Annotated in this window: 1 protein-coding gene; it reads right to left on the bottom strand. The window is 48.7% G+C overall.

Features of this window, described 5'->3' with window-relative positions:
• Nucleotides 1-120: 120 nt before the first annotated feature.
• The coding region (locus A3751_RS23140) for a hypothetical protein (RefSeq protein WP_197466489.1) at nucleotides 121-639 on the bottom strand (519 nt) is incomplete at its 5' end.

Genomic DNA, 639 nt, shown 5'->3' with positions numbered 1-639 from the left:
GTACATGTCTGAAATTCAGGGTTGGCTAGACGGGACGTATAAGAAGCTAAAACCCTAACAGTGCGAAAACCCGCTGTGAGCCTTGAGCATCTCCGCAAACAGGCTCACGTTAATGGATGATCAATTCAAACCGTAAATACGCTGGCGCTCATAGCGCATCATACCAAGCGCTTCTTCTTGCTTGAGCGAGTATGCACTGCGATCGTCAAAGTGTTTCAGCCGCAGCAAATCAAGCTCGGTTTCCAAGTCTTCACCCTGATAAGTTGCAACAAGCGCTTCTCGCTCTTCCATGTAGGCATTACCCTTATCCCACATTTCGTCATTCTTTTTGTCCTGCTCTGCCAGAACACCAATGCGGTCTTCAGGAAAACCCAATTGCAAACGCATTTGGTTGATTGTCTCTTGGCGTTCGTCGGCCTCCATCGCCGCTAACTCTTTTTGTACAGAGTCTAACCGGAACACCATTTGGGTCGTCACACTCGCGGTGCCCATTAGTAAACCCTCGGGGGTATCGCCATAATTATCCTGCATAGCGACCTGCATGGTATAAACGCGATCTTCCAAAGGCATATCATAGGCGGTATTCAATTCCGTCATAACCGTTTTGACATTGCGCTCCCGCTGCTGATCTTGAGCGAT

The organism is Oleiphilus sp. HI0080, assembly GCF_001635135.1.
This window is presented reverse-complemented; position numbering and strand designations above follow the sequence as displayed.